General features: G+C 40.4%; 26 protein-coding genes. 22 read left to right on the forward strand and 4 right to left on the reverse strand.

The features are described from left to right. Nucleotides 1–91 precede the first annotated feature (91 nt). From F601_RS0107930 to F601_RS0107965, 8 genes are all read left to right on the forward strand, one after another. A complete protein-coding gene (locus F601_RS0107930; RefSeq protein WP_018165141.1) occupies nt 92–691 on the forward strand; it encodes an NADPH-dependent FMN reductase in 600 nt (199 codons plus the stop codon). 101 nt (nt 692–792) lie between these two features. Beyond that, on the forward strand, nt 793–1,572 hold the full coding sequence (locus F601_RS0107935) for a DUF4931 domain-containing protein (protein WP_018165142.1): 780 nt from the start codon (nt 793–795) through the stop codon (nt 1,570–1,572). Nucleotides 1,573–1,783: 211 nt separating this feature from the next. Further along, nucleotides 1,784–2,470 carry a gamma-glutamyl-gamma-aminobutyrate hydrolase family protein gene (locus tag F601_RS0107940; protein ID WP_018165143.1) on the forward strand — a complete coding sequence of 229 codons (687 nt, stop codon included), beginning with the start codon at nt 1,784–1,786 and terminating at the stop codon, nt 2,468–2,470. Between the two features lie 185 nt (nt 2,471–2,655). After that, nucleotides 2,656–3,498, forward strand: a complete 843-nt coding sequence (locus tag F601_RS0107945; protein WP_018165144.1) for an amino acid ABC transporter substrate-binding protein — start codon at nt 2,656–2,658, stop codon at nt 3,496–3,498. Between the two features lie 255 nt (nt 3,499–3,753). Next, nucleotides 3,754–4,635, forward strand: a complete 882-nt coding sequence (locus F601_RS0107950) for a MetQ/NlpA family ABC transporter substrate-binding protein (protein WP_018165145.1) — start codon at nt 3,754–3,756, stop codon at nt 4,633–4,635. A gap of 188 nt (nt 4,636–4,823) precedes the next feature. Next, the gene (locus tag F601_RS0107955) at nt 4,824–6,191 is read left to right on the forward strand and encodes a M20/M25/M40 family metallo-hydrolase (protein ID WP_026183159.1); all 1,368 of its coding nucleotides are present in this window, start codon (nt 4,824–4,826) and stop codon (nt 6,189–6,191) included. Next, nucleotides 6,184–7,248 carry a methionine ABC transporter ATP-binding protein gene (locus F601_RS0107960; RefSeq protein ID WP_018165147.1) on the forward strand — a complete coding sequence of 355 codons (1,065 nt, stop codon included), beginning with the start codon at nt 6,184–6,186 and terminating at the stop codon, nt 7,246–7,248. Before F601_RS0107955 ends, F601_RS0107960 begins: the two co-directional genes overlap by 8 nt. Next, nucleotides 7,249–7,941: a methionine ABC transporter permease gene (locus F601_RS0107965; RefSeq protein WP_018165148.1), complete on the forward strand. Its 693-nt coding sequence runs from the start codon at nt 7,249–7,251 to the stop codon at nt 7,939–7,941. It abuts the gene before it with no gap. Between the two features lie 50 nt (nt 7,942–7,991). On the opposite strand, the gene brnQ is transcribed toward F601_RS0107965, so the two are convergent. Next, complete coding sequence (brnQ, locus tag F601_RS0107970) at nt 7,992–9,389, reverse strand: branched-chain amino acid transport system II carrier protein (RefSeq protein ID WP_018165149.1); 1,398 nt, start codon at nt 9,387–9,389, stop codon at nt 7,992–7,994. A gap of 302 nt (nt 9,390–9,691) precedes the next feature. Between brnQ and sstT the strand changes: the two genes are divergently transcribed. The 6 genes from sstT (at nt 9,692) to F601_RS0108005 (ending at nt 15,908) form a co-directional block, all read left to right on the forward strand. Then, on the forward strand, nt 9,692–10,906 hold the full coding sequence (gene sstT, locus F601_RS0107975) for a serine/threonine transporter SstT (RefSeq protein WP_018165150.1): 1,215 nt from the start codon (nt 9,692–9,694) through the stop codon (nt 10,904–10,906). 238 nt (nt 10,907–11,144) lie between these two features. After that, entirely contained in the window at nt 11,145–11,987 is an 843-nt protein-coding gene (locus F601_RS0107980; protein ID WP_018165151.1) for an SAM hydrolase/SAM-dependent halogenase family protein, read from the forward strand. A gap of 14 nt (nt 11,988–12,001) precedes the next feature. Continuing rightward, complete coding sequence (locus F601_RS0107985; RefSeq protein ID WP_018165152.1) at nt 12,002–12,550, forward strand: ECF-type riboflavin transporter substrate-binding protein; 549 nt, start codon at nt 12,002–12,004, stop codon at nt 12,548–12,550. 221 nt (nt 12,551–12,771) lie between these two features. Next, nucleotides 12,772–14,448, forward strand: coding sequence for an ABC transporter ATP-binding protein (locus F601_RS0107990; RefSeq protein ID WP_018165153.1), 1,677 nt, complete (start codon nt 12,772–12,774; stop codon nt 14,446–14,448). Then, nucleotides 14,441–15,271, forward strand: coding sequence for an energy-coupling factor transporter transmembrane component T family protein (locus tag F601_RS0107995; protein WP_018165154.1), 831 nt, complete (start codon nt 14,441–14,443; stop codon nt 15,269–15,271). Before F601_RS0107990 ends, F601_RS0107995 begins: the two co-directional genes overlap by 8 nt. A 250-nt stretch (nt 15,272–15,521) precedes the next feature. Next, nucleotides 15,522–15,908, forward strand: coding sequence for a hypothetical protein (locus F601_RS0108005; protein ID WP_018165156.1), 387 nt, complete (start codon nt 15,522–15,524; stop codon nt 15,906–15,908). Nucleotides 15,909–15,970: 62 nt separating this feature from the next. Here the strand turns inward: F601_RS0108005 and F601_RS0108010 are convergent, their stop codons facing one another. After that, a complete protein-coding gene (locus F601_RS0108010; protein ID WP_018165157.1) occupies nt 15,971–16,264 on the reverse strand; it encodes a GIY-YIG nuclease family protein in 294 nt (97 codons plus the stop codon). Beyond that, on the reverse strand, nt 16,248–17,009 hold the full coding sequence (locus F601_RS0108015) for a tRNA1(Val) (adenine(37)-N6)-methyltransferase (protein ID WP_018165158.1): 762 nt from the start codon (nt 17,007–17,009) through the stop codon (nt 16,248–16,250). Before F601_RS0108015 ends, F601_RS0108010 begins: the two co-directional genes overlap by 17 nt. 138 nt (nt 17,010–17,147) lie before the next feature. On the opposite strand from F601_RS0108015, the gene F601_RS0108020 reads away from it, so the two are divergent. From F601_RS0108020 to F601_RS0108050, 6 genes are all read left to right on the forward strand, one after another. Beyond that, nucleotides 17,148–17,888: a lysophospholipid acyltransferase family protein gene (locus F601_RS0108020; protein WP_018165159.1), complete on the forward strand. Its 741-nt coding sequence runs from the start codon at nt 17,148–17,150 to the stop codon at nt 17,886–17,888. A gap of 427 nt (nt 17,889–18,315) precedes the next feature. Next, on the forward strand, nt 18,316–19,215 hold the full coding sequence (locus F601_RS0108030; RefSeq protein ID WP_018165161.1) for an alpha/beta hydrolase: 900 nt from the start codon (nt 18,316–18,318) through the stop codon (nt 19,213–19,215). Between the two features lie 120 nt (nt 19,216–19,335). Then, the gene (locus tag F601_RS0108035; RefSeq protein ID WP_018165162.1) at nt 19,336–20,013 is read left to right on the forward strand and encodes a ComEA family DNA-binding protein; all 678 of its coding nucleotides are present in this window, start codon (nt 19,336–19,338) and stop codon (nt 20,011–20,013) included. Beyond that, the gene (locus F601_RS0108040; RefSeq protein ID WP_051070627.1) at nt 19,952–22,255 is read left to right on the forward strand and encodes a DNA internalization-related competence protein ComEC/Rec2; all 2,304 of its coding nucleotides are present in this window, start codon (nt 19,952–19,954) and stop codon (nt 22,253–22,255) included. The genes F601_RS0108035 and F601_RS0108040 overlap by 62 nt, the downstream gene beginning before the upstream one ends. 68 nt (nt 22,256–22,323) lie before the next feature. Continuing rightward, on the forward strand, nt 22,324–22,572 hold the full coding sequence (locus F601_RS0108045; protein ID WP_018165164.1) for a hypothetical protein: 249 nt from the start codon (nt 22,324–22,326) through the stop codon (nt 22,570–22,572). 58 nt (nt 22,573–22,630) lie between these two features. After that, nucleotides 22,631–23,401 carry a class I SAM-dependent methyltransferase gene (locus F601_RS0108050; RefSeq protein ID WP_018165165.1) on the forward strand — a complete coding sequence of 257 codons (771 nt, stop codon included), beginning with the start codon at nt 22,631–22,633 and terminating at the stop codon, nt 23,399–23,401. Nucleotides 23,402–23,443: 42 nt separating this feature from the next. Here the strand turns inward: F601_RS0108050 and F601_RS0108055 are convergent, their stop codons facing one another. Beyond that, complete coding sequence (locus tag F601_RS0108055; RefSeq protein ID WP_018165166.1) at nt 23,444–24,076, reverse strand: copper homeostasis protein CutC; 633 nt, start codon at nt 24,074–24,076, stop codon at nt 23,444–23,446. A 259-nt stretch (nt 24,077–24,335) separates the two neighbouring features. Between F601_RS0108055 and serC the strand changes: the two genes are divergently transcribed. Then, on the forward strand, nt 24,336–25,430 hold the full coding sequence (serC, locus tag F601_RS0108060; protein WP_018165167.1) for a 3-phosphoserine/phosphohydroxythreonine transaminase: 1,095 nt from the start codon (nt 24,336–24,338) through the stop codon (nt 25,428–25,430). Nucleotides 25,431–25,503: 73 nt separating this feature from the next. Further along, nucleotides 25,504–26,061 (forward strand): GNAT family N-acetyltransferase, encoded by a 558-nt coding sequence (locus F601_RS0108065; protein ID WP_018165168.1) that lies wholly within the window; start codon nt 25,504–25,506, stop codon nt 26,059–26,061. The last annotated feature ends 42 nt before the right edge of the window (nt 26,062–26,103 follow it).

Genomic DNA, 26,103 nt, shown 5'->3' on the forward strand with positions numbered 1-26,103 from the left:
GAGCAAATCAGTTTACAAATCGAAAATCCTAGTATATAATAACTACATAGTAATAAAAGTTACTAACTAGTAACTAATTAAGGGGCTCAAGATGTCAATCTTAGACACTTTCAAAAAAATCTTTAAAAAAGAAGAGGAAAAAGAAATGAAAAACATTCTATTTATCGCTGGATCACTTCGTGAAGGTTCATTCAACCACCAATTGGCAGCAAATGCTGAAAAAGCTCTTGAAGGTAAAGCAAACGTAACTTACCTTAACTGGAAAGATGTTCCAGTTTTCTCACAAGATCTTGAAACTCCAGTTCTTCCTGCAGTTCAAGCAGTTCGTGATGCAGTAGTTGCTGCAGATGCTATCTGGATCTTCTCACCAGCTTACAACTTTGCTATCCCAGGTTCAGTTAAAAACTTGCTTGACTGGTTGTCACGCGCTCTTGATCTTTCAGATACAACAGGTGCTTCAGCACTTCAAGATAAAGTTTCTACAGTTTCAGTTTTGGCAAACGGTGGACACGAGCAAGTTGCAGAAGCATACCGTAACTTGATGCCATTCATCCGCACAAACTTTGTTGACGAATTGACTTTTGCAAAAGTTAACGATTCAGCATGGGCTGACGGTAAATTTGTAGCAACTGAAGACGTTCTTGCTCAACTTGACAAACAAGCAGAAGCACTTCTTGCAGCAATCAACTAATTTTAATCTTTTCAGAAATATTTGAGCTCAGCTTTGGCTGGGCTTTTTCTATAAAGTGTGGAACACATTGACATATTTTTTACAGGCAGTATAATAGGAACATGTATCAAAGACAACTCTTTTTTAACCCTAAAATTGCTAATCAGAAGCCAAATAATAGTGATGCTTGTCCCTTTTGTGTTCAGGATAATCTGGGGAAGATTCTGGACCAGCAGGATGACATGATTTGGGTGGAGAACAAGTTTCCTACTCTAGAGGGCACCTACCAGACCCTGATTATCGAATCCAGCCAGCACCTAGGTGATATTTCAAACTACTCGGCGAACAAAAACCATCAACTGTTCGCTTATGCTTTTGAAAAATGGCAGAGCTTGCAAGATCAAAGTAATTATCGCAGTGTTATTATGTATTGTAACTTTGGACCAAAATCCGGAGGGAGCCTGCGTCATCCACATTTACAGATTGTGGGCTTAGAGGACATAGATGGTCATGAAGAATTAGCTTTATCAGACTTTACAGGAATTTCAGTTAGTTCAGAAGGATCGGATCAAGCTGAAATCCTTGTTTCTACCAGACCTTTGGTTGACTATACTGAGTTTACGGTCAAGGTCTCAGGTTTTGACAAATTAAGTCAACTGGCAGACGGGGTTCAATTTATTACCGATTATATTTTGACTGATTTTGCTGGTGGAAGCTGCGACTCTTACAATATCTTCTTTTATCAGTTTTCGGAAGCTATTTGTTGCCAGGTGACACCGAGATTTGTGACCTCTCCCTATCATATTGGCTATGGTATTCATCAGCTTCATCAGGTCAGTCATTTGGAAAAGCTCTGCAGAATTTTGCAACAGCGTTTAGAATCTTCGAAAGTTAATAGATAGGAGCTAGTTTGAAGGATTGGTAATGCTGAAAATGCAGAGTTAACATGGGTTTTAGTAGAGATTTGGCCATGTGAAATCAGCTCTGCTATTTTCAAAAATAGGGATATAGATAGGACCTATCCAAGTGATAAAAAATATCTATTGGTCAATCTAAGGTTTTTGGGGTAAAATAGTACTATCAAAAAAGTCTAGGTGAAAGTGAGGACGGAAAATGAAGTCAGTTATCGTTGGAATTACAGGAAATATTAAGGAAATGCCAGCTATGTCCGGGCTTGAATATGATGCGGTCTCACGACAATTATCAGAGGGTGTCAAGGAAGCTGGAGGCGTGCCTATCGTTATTCCTACTGGAACACCTGACTTGGCTAAGGTTTATGTGGATATGATTGATAAGCTCATCCTATCAGGTGGGCAAAATGTTGATCCTCGTTTTTATGGTGAGGAAAAGACGGTAGAATGCGATGATTATAGCCTTGAAAGAGACGAATTTGAGTTAGCCTTGGTTAATGAGGCGCTTAAACAAGGTAAAGCGATTTTTGCCGTCTGCCGTGGGATGCAATTGCTTAATGTTGCCTTGGGTGGTACTTTGAATCAGAATGTTGAAGACCACTGGCAAAACGAATTCCAAGGGACAGCTCATGAGGTTGAAGTTAAGCCTCACAGTAGGGTTAGTCGCTTGGTGAAATCAGGCAGCCGTATTAATTCCATCCACCGTCAGAGTGTCAAAGTCTTGGCACCAAGTCTTGTGGCTACAGCCCGTGATCCACGTGATGGCACTATTGAGGCATATGAAAGCAAAAATGGAGCTCCCTTACTTGGAATCCAATGGCACCCAGAATTGCTGCTAGAAAGTCGTAATAGCCAATCAATCTTTAACTATTTAGTTCATCAATTGTAATGAATAGGGCATCTGAGAAGATGCACCTTTTTATTTTTGAAGAAAAAAACTTTAGAGGAAACTTATAACTCACCCTTATAGCCTGTGATAAAAATTTCTTATCGCCGTGATAAGTTTTAAATATTTGTTAAGACTAGGTAAAGATGTTATCATATTATCACCACCTAAATTGAAGGAGAATATAAATGAAATTGAAAAAAATTATTGGGCTTTCTGGCTTGGCTATTGCTTCGGTAGCGGTCTTGGCAGCATGCTCTTCTAATACAAAAAATGAATCTGCAGATGCAGCTTCAGAGAAGAAAGAAGTTGTTTTTGCAACTTCTGGTGCAACAGCTCCATTTGCTTACCAAGAAGATGGTGAGTTGACAGGTTTTGATATCGAAGTTGCTAAAGCAGTCTTTGAAGGTTCAGACAAATACGATGTATCTTTCAAGAAAACAGAATGGTCATCAATCTTCACAGGTCTTGATTCAGATAAGTACCAAATGGCTGGAGTTAACATTAGCTATACTGAAGAACGCGCAGCTAAGTACCTTTATTCTTACCCAACAGGTGCAACGCCATCAGTTCTTGTTGTTCGAAATGACAGTGACATCACATCATATGATGAAATTGGCGGACATTCAACTCAAGTTGTTCAAGGAACAACTTCTGTAGCTCAATTGGAAAAATACAACGAAACAGCTGAAAAACCTGTTGAATTGAAATTTACAAGTGAAAACATTACACAAACGTTGACTAACCTTAGCGAAGGTAAAGCAGATTTCAAGATTTTCGATGCTCCAACTGTTAATGCTATCATTAAAAACCAAGGTCTTGATAACCTAAAGACTATTGACTTAGAAGCATCAGAGCAACCATACATTTACTTCTTATTTGGTGGTGACCAAACAGACTTGCAAGAGTTTGTTAACGGTCGAATCAAAGAACTATATGAAGATGGAACAATTGCGAAATTGGCTGAAGAATTCCTTGGAAGTGCTAATTACATCCCAACTGCTGAAGATTTGGTAGTTCCTGGTAACTAGTCTGACAAGATAAAGAGGTTCCCAGACCTTTTGAAATGTGCGGGGGTGGGATAAGAAGTCAAATTCTCTGAATGACTGATTTCTGACCCACTTCCTTTTTCTTATAGAAAAATTGTCAGAATCATCCAAAAATTATAACAACATCCTATTTAGTTATAGTTTTAAACTATACATTTCTACAATTATAAACAATTTGAAAGCACTAATTAAATAGGCTACAATAGTATCAGTTAAAATGAAAAAGAGGAAAATATTATGAAATTGAAAAAAGTACTTGGTTTGGCAGGACTTGCCCTAGTTTCAACATTTGTTTTAGCAGCATGTGGATCAAAATCAGATTCAGCAGCTTCAGATAATAATACTCTTAAGGTTGGAATCATGACCCTGGATGATGCTACTGAGCCACTTTGGGATAAAGTTACTGAGTTAGCTAAAGAAGAAGGTGTAACACTTGAATTGGTTGAATTTACAGACTATACACAGCCAAATGCAGCGCTTCAAAATGGTGAGATTGATGTCAATGCTTTCCAACATAAATATTTCTTGAGTAACTGGAATGATGAGAATAAAGGGACTGTTGTCGAAGCAGCAGATACTCTTCTAAGCCCAATTCGTCTTTTCTCAGGAACTGAGGAAAATGGCGATGCTAAATACACTGATGTGAAGGATATTCCAGATGGAGCAAAAATTTCTGTTCCTAACGATGCTTCGAATGAAAGCCGTGCTCTTTACCTTCTTCAATCAGCAGGATTGCTTAAATTGGATGTTTCAGGTAATGAATTAGCAACTATCAAAAATATCTCTTCAAATCCAAAAAATCTTGATGTAACTGAAATTAGTGCTGAACAAACAGCATCAACACTTACTTCTGTTGACGCCGCTGTTATCAACAATTCTTACGCACAATCTGCTAATGTTAATTATGACACAACACTCTTTAAAGAAGCAGTTGATGATAACTCAGACCAATGGGTAAATATCATTGCTGCTCAAAAAGACTGGGAAACATCAGCTAAATCTGATGCAATCAAGACTTTGATTAAAGTATATCAAACAGATGAAGTAGCTAAAGTTATTCAAGATGCTTCTAATGGTGTTGATATCCCAGCTTGGGAAGGTGCAAAAGTCCAAGACTAAACTAGTGTTGCAAAACGAATCTATTTTAGAATTGAATAAATGCAACTGAAACAGGCTAGTTTGAAACTCTTTGAATGAAAGAACACTGAAATATAAGTGTTGGATTTTGATAGCAGAAGAGGGTTTGACAATTAAGCAAAATGACGTGTGAGGAGCACGTCAATTTTGTGTTATTAGAAGGTGAAAAGATGACAAGTGATCAAGTTCAACTAGAAAAATTTCAAAAGGATAGGATAGCACAACATTATTTTAATGTTTTAAAAGAATTAGTTGCTATTAGAAGTATTTTTGCCCAGCAAACAGGTTTAGATGAGGCTTCACTCTATCTGGAAAAATTATTCCAGTCAGCTGGAGCGGAAGTCATCAGAGATGAAAGTTTTGCGGCACCTTTTGTTATGGCTACTTTTAAAAGTTCAAATCCTGATGCTAAGAGTTTGATTTTTTATAACCACTACGATGTTCAGCCTGCAGATGCTGATCAGCCTTGGACGGCGGAGCCCTTCACATTAGATGTTAGAAATGGCTATATGTATGGCCGAGGTGTTGATGACGATAAGGGGCACATTACAGCCCGCCTGACAGGGGTGGTCAAGTATTTAGAAGAAGTTGGCTCTCTGCCAGTTAATGTTATTTTTATCATTGAGGGAGCTGAAGAATCGGCTTCAGTTGACTTTGAAAAGTATCTAGACAAGTATGCCCAAAACTTACGTGGTGCTGAAGTTCTGGTTTGGGAGCAGGGTATTTTTAATGAGCAAGGACAGATGGAACTTTCTGGCGGTACCAAGGGAATTGTTACTTTTGATTTATCTGTCCAATCAGCTGATGTAGATATTCACTCAAAGTTTGGTGCTGTTATTGATTCTGCTTCTTGGTACTTACTCAATGCTGTCGCTAGTCTTCGTGATGAACAAGGACGCATCTTGGTTGAGGGGATCTATGATGATCTAGTAGCACCTACAGAGCGTGAGCTGTCGCTTGTTAGAAAACATGCTAATCTTAATCAGGAATCCTTAGAGGCTGTTTATGGACTCCAGTTACCTTTCTTGGCTGCTAATCAGGAAAATCTGTTAAAACGCCTCTTCTTTGAACCAGCACTTACTGTTGAAGGTTTTACTACAGGTTATCAAGGGCAGGGCGTTAAAACAATTTTACCGGCAGAAGCATCAGCTAAGATGGAAGTTCGTCTGGTGCCTGGTATGGATCCAGAGGATGTTCTGGAGAAAATTCAGAAGCAATTGCATCTCAATGGCTATGAGCATGTTAAAGTGGTTTACACACTTGGTGAGAAGGCATATAGAAGTGATATGACTGCGCCAGCTATTCTCAAGCTTATCGAGCTTGCTCAAAAATTCTCGCCAAATGGAGTTTCTGTTTTGCCAACTACAGCTGGTACAGGACCAATGCATCAAGTTTTTGAGGCTTTGGAAGTCCCTATTGTGGCCTTTGGTATTGGAAATCCTAACAGTCGAGACCATGGCGGAGATGAAAATGTGAAGTTGGCAGATTACTATACCCATATTGAAATGATTGAGGAGTTAATTAAGACTTATGAGTGAAACAATTATTAATTTAGAGCATATTGATATCACTTTCCATCAAAAGAAACGTGTGATTGAAGCAGTTAAAGATGTTTCTATTGAAATTGAAAAGGGAGATATTTACGGTATTGTAGGTTATTCCGGAGCAGGTAAGTCTACCTTGGTCCGTGTTATTAATCTCTTGCAGGTGCCAAGTGCAGGTAAGATTACCATTGGTAATGATGTTACTTTTGCGGACGGTAAGGTTCAGTTGCAGGGCGCAGCTCTTCGCCAAAAACGTCAAAAAATTGGAATGATTTTCCAGCACTTTAACCTCATGGCACAAAAAACTGCCCGTCAAAATGTGGCCTTTGCTTTGCGCCATTCTGATTTAACTAAAGAAGAAAAAGCTAAAAAAGTTGAAGATCTTTTAGAATTGGTGGGTCTTGCTGACCGTGCGGATAACTATCCAGCACAACTTTCTGGAGGTCAAAAGCAACGTGTGGCTATTGCGCGTGCACTCGCTAATGACCCAGAAATCTTAATTTCAGATGAGTCAACTTCAGCCTTGGACCCTAAAACAACCAAGCAAATTTTGGCGCTCTTGCAAGATTTGAATCAGAAATTGGGCCTAACTGTAGTTATGATTACACATGAAATGCAGATTGTTAAAGATATCTGTCACCGTGTTGCTGTTATGCAAAATGGTCATTTGATTGAAGAGGGCTCTGTATTAGATATTTTCTCAAATCCAAAAGAACCTTTGACACAAGAATTCATTAAGACTGCCACGGGTATTGATGAAGCTATGGTTAAGATTGAGAAGCAAGACATTGTCCAAAATTTAGCAGCAGATAGTGTCTTAGTTCAATTGAAATACGCTGGTCATACAACTGATGAGCCAATCCTTAATGATATTTACAAACGTTTTGAAGTTAGTGCCAACATCCTTTATGGAAATATTGAAATTTTAGACAATGTTCCAGTTGGTGAAATGATTGTCGTCTTGTCAGGAAATAGGCCTGCTTTAGAAGCAGCCCAAGAAGCGATTAAGTCTGCTGACATTGCTTTGACAGTATTGAAAAGAGGTGCCTAAATGAGTGAGTGGATTCAAACAAATTTTCCAAATATTTATAAAATCGGGATGGAGGGGACAAATTCTTGGCCAGACGCAATCTATGCTACCCTTTATATGACTATTATTGCCTTCTTAATTGGTGGTTTTCTTGGTTTGGTTATGGGACTTTTTCTGGTCTTGACTGGGCCTGATGGCGTCATTGAAAATAAGGCTGTTTTCCAGATTTTGGATAAGGTGACTTCGATTTTCCGTGCCATTCCTTTCATTATCTTACTTGCCTTGATTGCACCAGTGACCTATTGGATTGTGGGGACCAATCTCGGTCGTACTGCTGCCCTTGTTCCCTTAGCTGCAGCTACATTCCCTTTCTATGCTCGTCAGGTACAAGTTGTCTTGGCAGAGCTTGATCGCGGTGTTATCGAGGCTGCGCAAGCTTCAGGAGCAACTCTTTGGGATATTATTAAGGTTTACCTTAGCGAAGGTCTTCCGGACCTTATCCGTGTCTCAACAGTAACCTTGATTTCCTTGGTTGGTGAGACTGCTATGGCAGGTGCCATTGGGAGTGGTGGCTTGGGAACAATCGCTATCAATTATGGTTATCAAAGATCAAATACAGATGTGACAATCCTAGCCACTCTCTTAATTCTTATCATTATCTTTATCATTCAATTCTTAGGAGACTTCCTCACTCAAAAACTTAGTCATAAATAAAAAACAGGAATCCAGCCGTGGATTCCTATTTTTGCTTTTTGGGAAAATTATTACGAGTTGATAATAGCCTGTGCACTTTCCTCTTTGATAAATACACTTCCTAACCAACCAAATACAAAACCGATAAGAGCGAAGCTAATCCAGCCCATGTTATAAGCTCCTAGCGGTACCATATCATTAAAGAAATGTGTAATTAGGTTAGGTAATCTGAAGAGTCCTGTCATTGAAGCTAGAGTCGCTAAGGCATCGTAGAGACCTGCAACTGCAGTAAAAGCAATAGTTGCTTGATAAATGAGACGTTTTCCTTGGAAATACTTATTAAGCAGAACAAGGAAAATAATGACCACAGTTAGTGGGTAAAGCAAATAAAGAACAGGTAATGACCATTTAATAAGCTCAGTCAAGCCGCCAAAGTAGAAGAGGGTAGCGATGAGAGTGAAAATACTTGCCCAAGTTACATGGGAAATTTTCGGAACTAATTGATGGAAGTACTCAGCGCAAGCGGTAATCAATCCAGTGGATGTGGTTAGGCAGGCCAGGAAAATGGCTAGGGATAGAACCGCGCGTCCGATACTGCCCAGATAGAAATGAGCAGCTTGGCTCAGCACATGTCCTCCGTCAATAGATGCCTGATTAAACATAAACTTACCATCGGAGAAGTCAAATAAGCTCTGCGATGTTGCCCCGATACGACCAATAAAGACATAAATCAGGGCAAGAAGGATAATGGCTACAAGTCCAGATTTTAGAGTGATAGTTGCAATTTCTTTCTTACTTGTAGCACCAAAGTCTTTAGCGGCATTGATGACTAAGATGGCGAAAGCAAGAGAAGCTAGGGCATCCATAGTACCATAACCCTGGATGAGACCTGCGACAAATGGAAGGTCTTTGAAAGCATTGCTGACGTCACCAGCCACATTGTGGGCTTGCCCAATTTGTCCAGCTGGATGCATAAAGGAAGCAAAAATCAGGATTGCAATGACTAATAGCAGAGCTGGTGTCAGAAAACGTCCAATAGCATCGGCAATTTTACTTGGCTTAATGGCCATGAGATAAGAAAGACCGAAGAAAACTAGGGCATAGATGACTTTAGCAGTCAGGCTATCACCGAAAATGGGAGCAATTCCGATAGAATAAGAGGTAGCACCTGTACGTGGAATAGCAAAGAAAGGACCGATTGAGAGGTAGAGGGCTATTGAAAATAGCAGAGCATACCATTTTGAAACGGGAGCGTTAAAGGATTGGACATCGCTTGCTCCTGAATAGGCAACTGCAGTTACTCCAAGTAATGGAAGTGTTACTCCAGTTAAACAGAAACCTAAGATAGCCCAGACTAGGTTGCTGCCGGAATAGATTCCCAAAAATGCTGGGTATATAAGATTAGCAGCTCCAAAAAAGAGAGCGAACAGCATTAAACCAATAATAAGGTAAACATTTTTTTTAGTCATAAAAAGACCTTTCTGCTGAATTGTATATAAATGTATAAAATTGACTTTAATTGAGTGCAATTGTATGCTAATTATTATATCTAAGGCTAGTGAAAAGGTCAATAGTCTTGCTTATCTTTATATTTGAAATATGGAACAAATTAATTGAAATCATTATTCTTATGGGAAATCTTAACTTTTCTCTTATAATTCAGGCATCTCAGAGTATCTAACTCAAAATTCATCCACTCAGATCTATTTGACGAATAAAGAAAAATGAATTATTATAGAAAAAACGTGAAAAATAAACACAGAGGTTAATTATGAAACATTTTATATCAATATGGAATAGAACGCCATTGATTAAACGCATTGCCTTTGGGGTTGTCCTAGGTCTAATTCTCGGTCTAGCACTGCCTCAATTGACATTGATTGGCATTTTAGGTCAAATGTTTGTTGGTGGATTGAAAGCAGTCGCACCACTACTAGTTTTTGTTTTAGTAGCTAATGCTCTTTCTCAGCATGAGGAAGGTCAAAAAACAAATATGTCGACAGTTATCGGCTTGTATTTGATTGGTACATTCATGGCGGCATTTGTAGCAGTTTTGGTAAACTACATCTTCCCTTTGACATTGACTCTGACTAACACAGCTCAGACTGACTTAGCGGCTCCTCAAGGGATTGCGGAGGTCTTTCAAACATTACTTCTCAAAATTGTCGATAATCCAATTAATGCGATTGCCACAGCTAACTACATTGGTGTCTTGTCATGGGCAGTAGTTTTTGGTTTGGCTATGCGAAATGTCAGCGAACATACTAAGGAATTATTGCAGACAATGGCAGAAGTAACATCTCAGGTTGTTAAGTGGATTATCAATTTAGCACCATTCGGGATTTTAGGACTAGTTTTCACAACGATTTCAGAAAATGGAATTGGTATCTTAGCTGACTATGGTCTCCTTGTTGCGGTGTTAGTTGGGACCATGTTCTTTGTAGCCTTGGTCGTTAACCCGATTATTGCCTTTGTCATAATGCGCAAAAACCCATATCCATTGGTTTTCCGTTGTTTGAAAGAGTCCGGTATTACAGCTTTCTTCACTCGTTCTTCAGCTGCTAACATCCCTGTTAACATGAAGTTGTGTGAAGATTTGGGACTTAACAAGGACACCTACTCAGTTTCCATCCCACTTGGTGCTACTATCAATATGGCTGGAGCTGCCATTACTATTAATGTCTTGACTTTAGCTGCTGTTAATACACTTGGCATTGAAGTTGACTTCTTGACTTCATTGCTCTTGAGTGTCGTGGCTGCGGTGTCTGCCTGTGGCGCCTCAGGTGTTGCCGGCGGTTCCCTCCTCTTGATTCCTGTGGCATGTAGTCTCTTTGGTATTTCAAATGACCTTGCCATGCAGGTTGTGGGTGTTGGTTTCATCGTGGGAGTTATCCAAGATTCTTGCGAAACAGCTCTCAACTCTTCAACGGACGTTCTCTTCACAGCGGTAGCTGAGAAATCCGTCTGGGGTAAGAAAAAAGCATAGATTATATTCTAGGTTGGGCAAGCGCTCAGCCTTTTTCCCTTGGGAAATAGCAGAGCTATAATACTCAATGAAAATCAAAATTAGAGAAAGCTTAAGGATCTATCATTTTGATTTTCGAAGAGTATAAGCTAGTAAAGTTATAACTGTTAACTATAGCCAGCTCTACAAAAGTATGCCTTTAAAAAGGGCGCCAAATATGGTAAAATAAGACATCTAGTAAAGGAAATCAGGTATAGCTATGAGCAATAATTTATTAGTTCTTCAGTCAGATTTTGGCTTGGTCGATGGTGCAGTAGCTGCCATGGTTGGGGTGGCTTTGCAAGAAGAGCCTAGTTTAAAAATCCACAACCTAACACATGAGATTACACCCTATAATATTTTTGAGGCCTCTTACCGTCTCTTCCAAACAGTTGAATACTGGCCAGCAGGAACAACTTTTGTCTCTGTAGTGGATCCTGGTGTCGGCTCTAAGCGTAAGAGTGTAGTGGCTCTGACCGAATCAGACCAATTTATTGTGACACCTGATAATGGAACCCTTTCCTATATCAAGAAACATGTGGGCATTAAGGCCATTCGTGAAATATCCGAGGTTAAGAATCGTCGTGAGAATACGGAGTATTCCTATACTTTCCATGGGCGTGATGTTTATGCTTACACTGGCGCTAAATTGGCCAGTGGTCATATCAGCTTTGAAGAGGTAGGACCGGCCTTGCCTATTGACGCTATTCTGGAGTTGCCAGTGGTTGAAACAAGCTTTGTGGATGGTGCTGTTTGCGGCGCTATTGACATCTTGGATGTTCGTTTTGGCTCCCTCTGGACATCAATTACCCGTGAGGATTTCTATGTCTTAAATCCTGATTACGGAGACCGATTTGAAGTCACTATTTATAATAATGATATGCTGGTTTACCAAAATCAGGTAACTTATGGCAAATCCTTCGCAGACGTTCGCATTGGTCAACCTATCCTATATATCAACTCCCTCTATCGTGTGGGGCTTGCTATTAACCAAGGGTCCTTTGCTAAGGCTTATAATGTCGGCGTAGGTTCCAACTGGTCTATTGAAATTAAGAAAATTTAAGAAAAGGTGATTTTATGAAAAATAATTCGATTAAAAATGTTGTAGCAACAGGTATCGGAGCAGCTCTCTTTGTTATCATTGGGATTTTAATTAACATTCCGACTTTTGTGCCTAACACTAGCATTCAACTTCAATATGCTGTCATTGCCCTTTTTGCCATTATCTATGGACCAGTTGTTGGCTTCTTCTCTGGTTTTATCGGACATGCCCTTAAAGATGCCCTTCAGTATGGTAATCCTTGGTGGACTTGGATTTTGGTCAGTGGTTTGATTGGCTTAGCTATTGGCTTGCTGTCTAAAAAAATCAATATTGAAAAAGGGCATTTGACTCTCAGTGACTATGTTTGGTTTAATGGTGTTCAGATTGTGGCCAATCTACTTGGTTGGGGTCTCATTGCTCCTTATGGAGATATCTTGATTTATAACGAAGCTTCTAACAAGGTTTTTGCTCAAGGTTTCCTTTCAGCTGGCATTAACATTTTTACCGTTGCTGTGGGTGGTAGTTTACTTTTAGCAGCCTATGCAAAAACACGTGTTAAAAAAGGCAGTCTTACAAAAGATTAAGCTTATTGAAAATTAACCATCAAAACTCTTGGGTTTCCCCAAGAGTTTTGATGGTGAGATGGTAAAATTTATTCGAGTATTAGTTTTTGATACTCATTGAAAATCAAAATTAGTGGAGGCAAGCCGGCTTAAGGAGCTATCTTTTTGATTATCGAAGAGTATGACTTGGTATTCCAATCAGACTAAAAAACTATCTAAGGTCAATCTTATGGAGAAATAATATGGATTCTTTTATCCAATTTAAGGATTTTACTTTTAAGTATGATGCTCAGGCTGAGCCCACCTTAAAAGATATTAATCTGACAATTGAAAAAGGACAGAAGGTCTTGGTTATTGGTCCCTCAGGTTCAGGGAAGTCAACAATCGGACACTGTCTCAATGGGATTATTCCCAACACTTTTCCTGGTGAAATGACTGGTCAGCTGACTATTAATGGAAAAGATGCTTTTGGCTTGTCCATTTATGACAAGTCTCATTTGGTTTCTACCGTTCTTCAAGATCCAGATGGTCAGTTTATTGGCCTAACAGTTGCTGAGGATCTTGCTTTTGCTTTGGAGAATGACTGTCTGCCTCAAGAGGAGATGACACAAAAGGTTCATGACTGGGCTCAGCGTATGGATCTTCTGGATCTCTTGAACCACCGCCCACAGGACTTGTCTGGTGGACAGAAACAGCGCGTCAGCTTGACCGGGGTCTTGATTGATGAAAGTCCAATCTTGCTTTTTGATGAACCCTTGGCTAACCTTGACCCTAAAGCTGGGCAAACCACCATTGACCTCATTGACCGTATCCACCGTGAAGAGGGGACAACCACTATCATCATTGAACACCGCTTGGAGGATGTTCTCTACCGCAATGTTGATAAGGTGGTCTTGATTAATGATGGCCGCATTTTCTTTGATGGCCACCCTGACCAGCTCCTCCAAACCAAACTGTTGGCTGAGCACGGCATCCGTGAGCCTCTCTACGTGACTGCTCTGCGCGATTTAGGTTTTAATGTGGAAATGGCAGAGCATCTATCTGATTTGGCTAAGCTGAACTTAAGCGGTTTTAGCTTTGACAAGATTCGTTCTCAAGCTCAGCCATTGCCCCAAGAAAAAGTCTTGGAAGTTAAAAATCTCAACTTTGCCTACCGTCCAGAGCGCCCTATTTTAAAGGGAATCAATCTGACTCTTGCCAAGGGAGAGCGTGTGGCTATTGTGGGCCGTAATGGTGCTGGGAAATCAACGCTGGCTAAGGCTCTCTGTCAGTTTGTTGAAGCACAGGGAGAAATCATTTATGAAGGTCAGTCCATCGCCTCTGATTCAATCAAAGAGCGGGCTGAACGCATTGGTTATGTTCTTCAAAATCCCAACCAGATGATCAGTCAGGGCATGATTTTTGATGAAGTGGCCCTTGGTTTGCGTCTGCGTGGTTTAGAGGAGCCTGAGATAGAAGAACGGGTTCTTGCGACTCTTAAGACTTGTGGTCTTTATGCCTTTAGGAATTGGCCGGTCTCTGCCCTGTCCTTTGGGCAGAAGAAGCGGGTGACTATCGCTTCCATCTTGGTTTTAAATCCAGAAATCATTATCCTTGATGAGCCAACAGCTGGTCAGGACAAGCGAAATTATACTGAAATCATGCGTTTCTTGGATCAACTGCATGCGGCTGGCCACACCATCGTCATGATTACCCATGACATGCAACTCATGCTGGAATATTCCGATCGCAGTGTGGTTGTCAGTGATGGTCAGATTATTGCTGACTGTCCTCCTGTTGAGCTCTTTACCCAGTCTCATATTCTAAAAGAAGCCAATCTCAAACAGACCAGTCTCTTTGATTTGGCTGAAAAGCTAGGAGCGGATCCCCTTGCCTTAACGGAATTTTACATTCAAACAGAAGGAGGTAGCCATGGCTAATCAATTACTTGGTTATCAAGAGAGTGATGGTTTTATTTATAAGCTATCAGGCGCAAGCAAACTCTTGTTCTTTGTTCTGGTCTCAGTGGCCTGTATGACCACTTACGATACCCGTCTCATTCTTCTGGTTGCCATTTTTGATGTTTTGCTGCTTAAACTGGCTGGTATCCGCTGGAAGCAAATATCTTTTGTGGTTAAATTTATCACTGTCTTTGCGGTTTTAAATGTTATCATGGTCTATCTCTTTGCGCCAAGTTATGGTCAGGAGATTTATGGTGCTAAGACCGTTCTGTTTGAAGGTTGGGGACCTTTTTGCTTAACTAGTCAGGAACTTTTTTACCTCTTTAATTTGTCCCTCAAGTACTTCTGTACAGTACCCTTGGCAGTACTCTTTCTCATGACAACCCATCCCAGTCAATTTGCTTCAAGTCTTAATCAGATTGGTGTTTCCTATAAGGTGGCCTATGCTGTCAGTCTGACTCTACGTTATATTCCAGATGTGCAAGAAGAATTTTTCATGATTCGTATGTCTCAGGAAGCGCGTGGGCTAGAGTTGTCTAAAAAGGCTGGTCTGATGGACCGTATTAAGGGTAATCTTCAGATTGTTATCCCCTTGATTTTCAGCTCACTTGGGCGGATCGATACCATCTCAACAGCCATGGAATTGCGCCGTTTTGGTAAAAATAAAAAGCGTACCTGGTACACTCATAAAGCATTTAGTAGCAGTGATAGTTTGGTTGTTGCCTTGGCCATTATTATCCTTTTAACAAGTTTTGGGCTTTTCTTTATCAACAAGGGAAGATTCTACAATCCTTGGCATTAATTGGTAAGAAAAGTTGCTCTTAAGAAAATTGAAGGTGATTTTGCAGATGAAAGCATTCGTTTAAACTTTGAAAGCAAAAACAAAAAACGTCCTCACCGCACATCAAGCGAAAAGAAAACTGGAAATGTAATGTGTAACAAAGGTGAAAGATAAAGAGTGGAGCACTTAGATTTTTTCTAAGTGTTTTTCTTATGCTTGAAATTGACTTAGGGAGGGAGAGGTGCTAGGATTAAGTTAAGGAGGTACCTAGATGAAGAAGAAAGTTATCTTGATTTGGCTAGCAGCAGGGCTTGTCTTAGCAGCCCTTTACTTTTTAATCCTCTCTCCTCGTTTATTCTTTATTCCAAAAGAGACTGATAAGATTGTTATCGTTACTGCAAATTACAGTCTGCCTCCTCAATACCAAAATGAAAGCAAGGAAGCCATCACACAAAAAGATCAGGTGACTGAGCTGGTGCAGCAGCTCAATGAAAGGAGAGGTCAGCTTGAATTTGGTACTTTGCCATCTGGGGCATCAACGACAACAATAAAGTGTTACCAAGGTGAGAAGAAGACCTATCAAATAACCATCTACGCTGATTGTGTAGAGGCTTGGAATGGCTTATCTTATCGGGTAGAAGTAACAAGGAATGATTGAAAGAGCTCGAAAATAATGAAAGCACCTATCTCTGATGGTAGGTGCTTTACTGTGTGCTTCAATTACTGTTTATGTTCTGCGATATAGGCTAATTTTTGTGCACGGGTTTTGCGTTTTTTAAAGAGGGCTTCGGCGCTCATGGCAGCGGGCTTGCTGTCGAATTCTTCTTTGTAGAGGAGTTTGACAGGCAGGCGGTTGCGGGTATATTTGGCGCCTTTTCCTGCATTATGGGTTTTGAGCCGTCTGTCTAGGTCTGTGGTGTAGCCTGTGTAGAGGCTGCCATCCGCGCATTCCAAGACATACATGTAGGCCTTTTTTTCTGTGCTTTCTTTGGTCATCTTAGTCTGCTCTGCCATTTTTTCCAAAATAAATCTCAAAAATCTCGTCGGTGTAGTCGCCATTGTCCTTGTGGACATAGAGGGGCGGAAGGATTTTCAGGCCGTCGGTTGAGCCGTCTTTAATGGCTTCGATGAGGAGCATGTTGGCTTCACGTCCTTCCTTGGGATAGACGAATTGGATGCGTTTTGGTGCCAGGTTGTAGTTGCGCACGGTGTCGATGATGTCCAGGAAGCGGTCAGGACGGTGAACCATGGCTAAGCGCCCATTGGATTTGAGAGCATGGCGAGCGACTTGGCAGATTTCTTCCAGATTGGTTGTGATTTCGTGCCGCGCTAACAAATAATGTTCCGACAAATTCTTCTTAGAAGTCTCTGTGGATTTGAAATAGGGCGGATTGCAGAGCATGAGGTCAACCTGGGAGCGAGGAACATGATTGAGGAGGTTTTTCAAGTCATCATTGACCATACGCACCTGGTCTTGAAGCTCATTGAGCTGGATAGAACGCTCTGCCATGTCTGCCAAACGCTCCTGTAGTTCGACAAGGGTGATGGGAGCTTCGGTGCGCGTGCTGGCAAAGAGGCCAACAGCACCGTTACCAGAGCAGAGGTCAACAATGATGCCCTTTTTAGGAATTTTAGGAAAACGTGATAGGAGGACGCTGTCGATGGAGTAGCTGAAGACGTCCTTGTTTTGAATGATTTTTACATCTGTCGAGAAGAGCTGATCGATGCGCTCCCCTTCTTTTAAAATTGTATCTGTCATAGCCTTTATTATAGCAAAAATCAGCTGGGCTTGGAATGGAAAGACTCGGCTGGAAGCTATTTCATCAGATTTTTTCTTTCTTAAATATCGCAAGCATGGTACAATGATAAGGAATAATTAGAGAAAGAGGATTAGTAAGTGTTTTATGCATATTTACGTGGATTGGTAGCTTTTCTTTTGTGGATTGCTAATGGAAATACCCACTATCACAACGTAGACAAAATTTTGAATAAGGATGAGAACTACATCATGGTAGCTCCTCACCGTACTTTCTGGGATCCTGTTTTTATGGCCTTTGCGGCTCGTCCCAAAGAATTCATCTTTATGGCTAAAAAGGAACTCTTCAAGAGTCGTATTTTTGGTTGGTGGATTAAAATGTGCGGAGCTTTTCCAATTGACCGTGAAAATCCTAGTCAACAAGCTCTTAAATATCCAATTAATATGCTGAAAAAGAGCAACCGTTCTTTGGTTATGTTCCCAAGTGGAAGCCGTCACTCTTCTGACGTTAAGGGTGGAGTGGCTGTTATTGCTAAGATGGCTAAGGTTAAAATCATGCCTGTGGTTTATACAGGACCTATGGAATTCAAGGGCTTGATTTCTGGTGAGCGCGTGGATATGAACTTTGGTAATCCCATTGATGTCTCTGATATTAAACGTATGAATGATGAGGGCATCAACGAGGTAGCCAATCGTATTCAAGCTGAGTTTGATCGCTTGGATTCTGAAAATGAAAGTTACCAGGTGGCTAAAAAGCCAAATCTTTTAACTTATATCTATCGTATTCCTCTTGCTATCATAGCTGTTATCGTAGTTCTTCTAACACTTGTCTTCAGCTATCTTGCAAGCTTTGTCTGGGATCCAGATAAACACCGTAAATAGGATAAGATCTCGTCTCTTGACGAGGTTTTTTACTATAGCCAGGTTTTAGTAGCTATAAATAATATTTTTCGAAAATCAAAATGGTAGATCGTTATGCTCAAATAAAATCAAAATCAGACAAGTAAGTGAGACGAAGGCTGTACTAGAGTACGGCAAGGCGAAACTGACGATGTATCATTTTGATTTTAAAGGAGTATTAAACCTTCTTGCCTACCATCAGCTATATCTGTGTCGGCTTGCCTCCTCTAATGTTGATTTTCATTGAGTATAAAACCATTTTGTATGGTATAAAAATTTTGAAATTCAAGAACTTGCTATCAGTCTTGAACTTGGGGTATAATGACTATTGTTTGAAACCTGAAAGTAAGTCTAGCCTTATCAATAAGAGTTCAAAAGACTTTTTAAGTATAGAAAGAATTTGGAGTAAATGAAATATTTAAAGATTATTGCCCTTGTCTTGGTTATCCTTGCACTTTTAGCCTATCTTGGCTTTTCCTTTAATCTAGCCAAGTCTATTTTTAAACCTGATGGTCTTACTTTGGAAGAAGAGAGACAGTGGATTATTGACCATGACCTCTTGGGAGATTTTGACAATTATGATAAGGAAGATTACCAGATTACAGGCTATCAGGATTACACCATTAATGCCCAATTTCTCAAGTCAACTGAGTCGGATTCCAAAAAATATGTCATCATTACCCATGGTTTTCGTTCCAATCGTAATGGTTCTATTAAGTATGTTGATGTCTACCGCAAGATGGGCTACAATGTCATCATTTATGATGTTCGAGGGCATGGTCTGAACGAAAAAACGACTGTTAGCCTGGGAAACATTGAATCCGAAGATTTGAATTTGATTATTAAGGACACTTACGACAGATTTGGTCAAGATATCTATCTGGGTCTTCACGGTGAATCAATGGGTAGTGCTACTTCCTTGTCAGTCTTGGCTAAGAAACCTAAATTGCAGTTTGTGGTAGCTGATTGCGGCTTTACAAACCTCTATGATTTAATCAATGGGGCTTATAAGGACAATCATGTCGGCTTCCTGATTTATGGCGTCAGTGCCATGACGAAACTGTTTTACGGAGTTGATATGAAGGCTACCAGTCCAATCGATGCCCTAGATGATAATCAGATTCCAGTCCTTTTTATCCATGGCCAGAATGATAGCTTCATCAAACCAGATAACAGTCAAAAACTCTATGACCGCAACCCTTCTCGCGATGAGCTTTACTTGGTGCCAATGGCAGAGCATGCTAGCTCAAGAGAAACCCTTGGACTAGAAGCCTACGGACAAATGATTGAAGATTTTTTAGCCAAGTAATCCTCTTAGGATAATAAGTGCCTCCAATCAATCACTACTTTTTTTAATAAATAAAATTTTTCTTCCCACCCTGGCCATTTTTGGTCAGGGTTTTCGAATAGTTAAGATGAGGTGAAGAATATGTGTAATCAATATTTAGAAAAGTATCGGAAATGGATAAGCGGACATCAGCTCTTAACTGGTCTTCTGGGAAGTTTACTTGTCATGGCTACGGCTTTTGTAGTCTGGACTCAAGTGCTCAGTCCTCAAGAAGAACAAGTAGCAGAAGCTCCTTTACTAAGTCTGGTTGAGGAAGTTAGTAATGACAAAGTGGAGGAGTCAGCAGAAGAACGACCAGAATCAAGTACTGAGATTATGGTGGACATCAAGGGGGCTGTCAAAAAAGAAGGAGTCTACAGCCTAGCTGTTGGCAGTCGTGTGACAGATGTTATTAGACTAGCTGGTGGTTTCACAGCTGAGGCAGATAAGAAATCAGTTAATTTGGCCCAAAAGCTGACGGATGAAGAAGTCATTTATGTGGCGACTGTCGATGAAGACCTGTCTTTAATCGAAACAACAGCTAACAGAGGGGAAAATCCAGGGACAAGTAAGGCTGGAGATGATGGTAAGGTCAATCTTAATACAGCAAGTGCAGCTGAGCTTCAGGCCATTTCAGGAATTGGGGAGAAGCGTGCTCAAGATATCATAGCCTATCGTGAGGCTGAAGGCGGTTTTACTTCGGTGGATGAGCTCATTAATGTGTCTGGCATTGGTGCCAAGACCTTGGAACGGCTTAAAACGGAGGTTTGCATTGATTAGATATTTCCCCATTAAGCCAATTCACTTGGCTTTTTTGCTTCTTCTTCTTTACTTTTTGATTTTTTCTTGGACAATGGCAGGGCTGGGCCTCTTTGTCATTGCTCTCTTTAACCTAGTCAGGAACTATCCTCTTAAAAAGGTCTTTCAAAGTCTGCTCTGCCTAGCTCTATTTGCTGCATATTTTGGCTTTATCCAATATAAAAGTGAAAGAGATATGGCTGCAGTGCCAGCCAGTCTGTCCCAAATTCAGATGATTCCTGACACCATATCAGTCAATGGTGATTTACTGTCTTTTGAGGGAAAGTCAGATGGACAGACCTATCAGGTTTTCTATAAACTTAAGTCTCAGAAGGAGCAGGGCTATTTCCAAAAGCTTGATAAAAGTCTATTACTTAAGGTTAGGGCAAGTACAGAGGAGGCTACAGCTCAGCGCAATTTTAAGGGCTTTGATTATAGGAATTTTCTTAGGCGTAAGGGCATTTATAGGATAGCTAGAATAGAGGTGCTTGAGAGCCTTGAGGAGATCAAGGGGCTTACTTTTTTTGAGCTTTTGCAGGACTGGCGCAGAAAGGCTATCCTCTATTGCCAGGAAAATTTTCCAGCTCCCATGCAACACTACATGACGGGGCTTTTGTTTGGCTATCTGGATAAGTCTTTTGAGGACATGACAGAACTTTATAGTAGCTTGGGCATTATCCATCTCTTTGCCCTGTCTGGTATGCACGTTACCTTCTTTTTAGGGCTCTTTCGATTTGTCTGTCTAAGAATAGGCTTGCGCCTGCATGTGGTTGATGGTCTCCAGCTTGTTTTTTCAGTTTTTTATGCTGGTTTAACAGGTTTCTCTGTTTCAGTGCTGCGCAGTCTTGTCCAGTCCAGCTTAGCAACTAGAGGGATTAAGCGATTGGATAATCTGGCTATAACAGTGCTAATACTTTCCATAATCAGGCCAAATTTTCTGCTGACAACTGGCGGTGTTTTGAGTTTTTCTTATGCTTTTGTTCTTGCCCTAACATCTTTTGAAGATTTAAGTCGATATGCAAGAGTATTGGTTGAGAGTTTGGCCCTGTCACTTGGAGTATTGCCTATTCTCATCTTCTATTTTTCAGTTTATCAGCCACTGTCAATCTTATTGACAGCAGCATTTTCTCTTCTTTTTGATTTGCTGGTTTTGCCCATCTTGACCTTGACCTTTTGCTTATCTCCCGTCGTCAAACTCTCCTTTCTTAATGGTCTCTTTCTGGCCATGGAAAAGGTCCTGATTTGGACCAGCAATCTTGTTGGCAAGCCTCTTATTTTTGGTATGCCAAATTTGGGAATCTTGCTTCTGCTTTTGCTACTTTTGGGTTTTCTCTATGACTGTTATAGCAGAAAAAAACTAGCCTTGGTTTTAAGTCTTATCATAGCTCTGCTATTTTTCCTGACAAAAAATCCGCCAAGCAATGAGGTGACGGTGGTGGATATTGGGCAGGGGGACAGTATCTTTCTGCGCGATGTGAGAGGGAAGACTGTCCTGATTGATGTGGGCGGTAGAATTAAGTTTGGTCAGGAGGCTCAGTGGCAGGAGCGGGTCTCGGATGCCAATGCAGAGCGGACTTTGATTCCCTATCTCAAAAGTCGGGGTGTGGCTAGGATTGACCATTTGGTTCTGACTCACACCGATGAGGACCATGTAGGGGATATGGAAGTTATAGCCCAGCATTTTAAGATTGGGGAGGTTTTGGTCAGTCCGGGAAGTCTGACCAATCCAGAATTTGTGGCTAAGTTGAGGGCCATGAGGGTTCAGGTCAGACCTGTCAAAGCAGGAGACAGTCTGTCTATCATGAAGAGTCAGCTGCAGGTTCTTTATCCTAAGGCAGTTGGTGATGGTGGTAACAATGATTCTCTTGTTCTTTATGGCAAATTATTGGATAAAAAGTTCCTCTTTACAGGGGATTTGGAAGAAGGAGAGTTGGATTTGATTTCGACCTACCCCAACTTGCCTGTTGATGTCCTCAAGGCAGGCCACCATGGCTCAAAGGGCTCTTCATATCCAGAATTTCTCAAGCATATTGGAGCTGACATTGCCCTCATTTCAGCTGGTCAAAACAACCGCTACCAGCACCCCCACCAAGAAACCTTGGATAGGTTTGAGCAAGCTAATATGACAGTCTACCGTACGGACCAGCAAGGAGCTATCAGGTTTAGGGGACTGAAAAAGTGGACAGTGGAGACGGTGAGGGAGCGGGAGCTATTTGAAAAGTAGCCGTCAATATTAATTTTGATTACTTTTTGCTATAATTGGGATAAACTTTTGAATGAGAAGGTGAAATTATGAAAAAAATGGTGCCGTTGTTCCAGATTAAAATGATTGCTCAACAGTTGAGTGACGTCTGTGAAGGAAGACAGCTCGTTTTGACAAGAAATGGCAAAGCAGCCTATACTGTGGTTGATATTGAAGAGTGGCGTAAGACCCAAGCAAAACTCAGACTTTTTGAAGAGCTCCAAAAAGGTTATCAATCTCTAGGGACAGAAAAACCAGTATCACGTGAAGAGTCTATAAAAAACTTGAGTATAGGATAAAGAGTAGTAGAGCATATCCGATAACAAAGGTTTTTAATGAATAAATAAGGAGTATTAAATGTCTCAGTGTAATCGTTTAAAAGAACAGTACAAAACATCAGAAAATTTAGATATTCGTATAGCTATTCATCAGAGGTATTCTACAAATAAACAAGGCTTTAATAATTGGATATTTTCCCAATATGATTTATCGAAAAGTTCTAGAATACTTGATTTAGGATGTGGTAATTCCATAATTTGGAAAGATAATTGGGAGCAGGTACCTGCTGAATGTCAATTGGTATTAACAGATTTTTCAAAGGGGATGTTGGAAGCTAGTCAACATAATTTAGGATTGAAACCTAATCTCTCATTTTTAGAAGCGGATATCCAAAAACTACCCTTTGAGGATAATAGTTTTGACATCATTACTGCAAACATGGTGTTCTTCCATTTGCCTGATTTAAGAAAAGGTCTAAAAGAAATAAAACGGGTCCTGAAACCAAATGGTGTTTTTTATACTGCAACTTTCGGTGAGCATGGTATTTCTCAAACTTTAGGTGACTGGCTAAAAGATATTGGAAAAGCAAATGATAGCCCTGATATATTTACTTTGCAAAATGGCGGAGCTAAATTAGAAAACTACTTCAATAAAGTAGAGCGTTTAGATTACCAAGATAGTCCCGAAGTTACAAGATTAGAAGACTTGATAGACTATCTCTATTCACTCCCTGAAGTTTTTGAGCTCGAGGAAGATAAGAGGGAGCTAGTTTTTCAAACCTTATCTCGACATACAAAGGATGGCGTCCTAACTATTCCGAAAGAATACGGAGTTTTTATTTGTCGCTAACACAAACACTCGAATTAATCAGCAATTCGAGTGTTTTTTAATCTAAGCTATCTTGGTTCCATGTACAATATTTGTTCCTGTTAAATCTGCTAATTCTTGACAGTTATCGGCTGTGACACCTCCACCAATCATGATTTGGATGCGGTCGCCAGCATGTTCAACCAGAGCCCTGATATGATTGATGTTATCAGCAATATCTGTGTCAGAAGCTCCGCCATGGGTCAAAATACGGACAAAACCAAGGTCAATCAGGTCATCCATGGCTTGGAGTTGATCTTCTTTTGGGATAAGGTCAAAGGCCATATGGAAGACAAGGGGTAGCCCCTGAGTAGACGGCAGGAGCTGCTCTAGCCCGTCCAGGTCCACTTGATTATCCTCAGTCAAAAGGCCAAGAACCAGGGCATCTGATTCCAGCTCAACAGCACGTAGGATATCTTCTTCCATAGCACGCAGTTCAAGGTCGTTATAGACAAAATCACCGCCGCGAGGTCGAATCATAGTGGCTAGGCTGATGCCTTTTTCGTGTAAATAGGCTGACGCTTCTTTGATGACACCATAGCTTGGTGTTGTACCGCCAACAGCTAAATTGTCACAGAGCTCAACACGGGAAATGGCTGGCGCAGATAATTGGGGCAACTTGCTTAAGTTTTCAGCGCAAAATTCTTTGATTAGCATATAAATTCCTTTTTGATTGATTTGTTTTCTATTATATCATTTAAATGATGACTTTACTTAGTTACGGGTTAAGCTTTTGTATAGAATAAGTAATTCTTTTTTAGGAGTATCTGATTAGGTATATTTCTGCTACCAGCATTCTAAATATGAGACTAAAGAGAAAATATTGAGATTTTTTTCACAAAATTTCTGTATTAATCTTTACAAAATTCAGAATATTGTGCTATAATTCTTTTAATTAAATTTTGGAGGTGTCGTTATGACCGTTTATAACTTTTCAGCAGGTCCTGCTACTTTGCCTAAACCAGTGCTAGAAACAGCACAACGTGAACTTCTTGATTACCAAGGTTCCGGCATGTCCGTGCTTGAAATGTCCCATCGCTCTCCAGAATTTGACAAGATTATTAAAGATGCTGAGAAAGCCTTGCGTGACTTGATGGACATTCCTGATAATTATAAGGTTATGTTTTTACAAGGTGGTGCTTCACTTCAATTTACAATGGTACCCCTAAATCTTGCTCAAGGTAAGAAGGCTTACTACTTGGTTGGCGGTTCTTGGGGCAAAAAAGCTTATACTGAAGCTGTCAAATTGTCAAAAACTATTCCTTTTGAACCAATTCTTTTGGCTTCTTCAGAAGATACGGTTTATGACCACATCCCAACTTTCGATGCGTCAGCTATTGACCCGGAAGCAGCTTATGTGCATTTGACAACTAATAACACTATTGAAGGTACAGCTATCTACGATCTTCCAGATACAAACGGTGTGCCAATTGTTGCGGATATGTCTTCAAATATCTTGGCTGCTCGCTATAATGTGGAAGACTTTGCCCTTATCTATGCAGGCGCTCAAAAGAATATTGGACCTGCTGGGGTAACTGTGGTTATTGTTCGTGAGGACTTCCTCAATGATCAGCCACAATTGTCTGCAATGTTGGACTACCGTATCCAAGCAGAAGCGGGTTCTCTTTACAATACACCACCAGCTTACAACATCTACATTTCAAAATTAGTCTTTGAATGGGTCAGAGACGTTGTCGGTGGTGTTGATAAGATGGCAGAAATTGAACGTGAAAAATCTGGTCTTCTTTACGACTTTATTGAGAAATCTGACTTCTACACTAGTCCAGTTAAGGATGTCAAAGACCGTTCAGTCTGCAACATTCCTTTTGTAACACCAAGCAAAGACTTGGATGCTAAATTTGTCAAAGAAGCAGATGCTCTTGGTTTCAAAAATATTAAAGGTCACCGCAGTGTAGGTGGTATGCGTGCCAGTCTTTATAACGCCTTCCCACGCCAAGGTGTCTTGGACTTGCTTGACTTCATGGCAAAATTTGAAGCAGAGAATAAATAAAATGATCTTCCTGCCTTTTTCTCCTGTCTCTTTGGTATAATGATAGAAGAAACTAATAGAAACAGGTAGAAAAATGGATATTAGACAAGCTTTTCCAAATGAAGTTGCAGCAATTATGACAGTCATTGACAGTGCTAGAGCTTTCTTAGCTCAATCAGGAATCAGTCAATGGCAAGGTGAGGACGGTTATCCTACTCAAGATGACATATTTGAGGACATCTTAAATGGTCAGGCCTATGTTGGCCTTGTTGAGGGGCAGATTGTTTCCTATGCAGCAGTCATCAAGACTGGTGACCCAGCCTATGATAAAATTTATGATGGACAGTGGAAGCATAATAACCTTCGTTACATTACTTTCCATCGTGTAGCTGTCTTAAGTGACCTTGCTGGTCAGAAAATTGGACAGACCTTCCTTCAAGGTTTAATTGAGGGAACAGATGGACGTGATTTCCGTTGTGATACTCACGAACAAAATGTCATCATGCAACATATTTTAGAAAAATTGGGCTATGTCTATTGTGGAAAAGTTCCCATCGATGGTGAGCGCTTGGCCTATCAGAAGATAAAAACCAAGTCAGAAAAAGCCCTCTATCAAGAAGTTGAAGAGGCTGAACACCATTCTGTATTTTAAGCGTAGAATAAAAGGCTGGGTAAGATAGCCTAGCCTTTTTCT

Source organism: Streptococcus henryi DSM 19005, from assembly GCF_000376985.1.
In the GTDB taxonomy this organism is placed as follows: domain Bacteria; phylum Bacillota; class Bacilli; order Lactobacillales; family Streptococcaceae; genus Streptococcus; species Streptococcus henryi.